Here is a 400-nt window from a genome sequence, read left to right on the forward strand (position 1 = left end):
CTTCCCGCATCCGCTTGGGCCGAGGAAGGAGATGAACTCTCCCCGTCCGGCGCTAAGCGACATGCCGCGGACCGCAGGAACGCTACCGTAGAACTTCGATACGCCGTTGAGCGCGAGATCCGCCTGGTCCGTCGCGATCGCGCTGCCGCTCCGGGCAGCTGTTCGCCCGCCCTGGCCGACACTCAGCGGAGTGCGCATGGAAGCCTGGAAACCAGTCATCCGTACCTCCTCAGAGCAGCAGGTCGCGGACATTCGCGATCCGTTGCGCGATCGAGAGCCCTGCGAGAATGATGACGAGTTGGATGGTGGCGAGCGCGGCTACGCTCGGATCGTAGTTGCTGAGCATGTAGCTGAAGATCGCGATCTGGACCGTGAGGGTTGACGTGGTGGTCAGGAACAG

General features: G+C 63.5%; 1 pseudogene. It reads right to left on the reverse strand.

The features are described from left to right. Positions 1-219, reverse strand: a pseudogene (locus AC2JF9_RS10095) (hypothetical protein); the annotation flags it as partial. Positions 220-400: the final 181 nt, after the last annotated feature.

The organism is Lactobacillus sp. C449L (assembly GCF_059900815.1).